Raw genomic sequence first — 1,008 nt, 5'->3', positions numbered from 1 at the left:
GAATATAAGCAGGCCGTTTAGCACAGTTGACATCATCAACCTAAAAGACCAATTGGATACCTAAGTATGGAGTGACTATATTAAGCGTTACCGTGATATACCCTAGTGCTCTGGTTTTTCTTTATTCTAACCATCACGGGTAGAGAGTCTCTACAGTAGCCCAACGATTATCTGTAATGGATAATACATGGTGAAAGGAGACAGTTTCTAATTTCTATTTTTGAAAGGAGTTGACCCGAATGAGTCATCAAAAACTTTTAACGAAACTAGAAGGTTTTCGTTCCCGTAACAGCCAGAATCACTGTTACATCAACAAGGATGTCTATCGCCTTTTATACGATAGAGATTTCTACTACATTGCCTACAACAGTATCAAATCCAATGATGGTGCTGAAACTGCTGGCAGCGATGGAACATCTCTTCATGGTTTCTGTGAGGAGTGGATTGATGAATTGATTTCATCCTTTAGAGATGAAAGCTATCAGCCCCAGCCCAACAGAATTACTTACATCCCCAAGAAGAATGGGAAAATGCGTAAGCTTAGCTTTCCCAATGGAAAGGACAAGCTGGTACAGGAATGCGTTCACATCATACTCGAATGTATCTATGAACCTACATTCTCAAACCTTTCCCATGGCTTCCGTCCCAATCGCAGTGTACATAGTGCGTTGGCTCAAGTTGAAACCTGGCGCTCTACGGTCTGGTTCATTGAGGGTGACATCTCTGCATGTTTTGACGAAATCGACCATCGTATTCTAGAATCCATCCTTCGTGAGAGAATTCATGATGAACGCTTTATTCGCCTCATCAATAAACTGCTTAAGGCTGGATATTTTGACATGGAACACAAATTCCATTCAACGAAACAAGGCAATGCACAGGGTTCCTGTGCCAGTCCGATTCTTGCAAATATCTATCTGGATAAGCTGGACAGATTCATGGAAGAAGTTATCGAACGCGATACGATGGGAAAACATCGCAGACAGAATCCTGAATATGCCAGGCTAA

The 1,008-nt window shown here is 41.8% G+C and carries 1 protein-coding gene; it reads left to right on the top strand.

Annotated features, from left to right (window positions below; genetic code table 11):
* Nucleotides 1-239: 239 nt before the first annotated feature.
* Nucleotides 240-1,008, top strand: a 769-nt coding sequence (locus B5E48_RS13410) for a reverse transcriptase domain-containing protein (RefSeq protein WP_241146996.1), incomplete at its 3' end; no start/stop codon positions are given.

The sequence above is a fragment of the Massilimicrobiota sp. An105 genome (genome assembly GCF_002161155.1).
GTDB classification, from domain to species: domain Bacteria; phylum Bacillota_I; class Bacilli_A; order Erysipelotrichales; family Coprobacillaceae; genus Allocoprobacillus; species Allocoprobacillus merdigallinarum.
The sequence above is the reverse complement of the archived record's forward strand: the minus strand, read 5'-3'. Positions and strand labels throughout refer to the sequence as shown.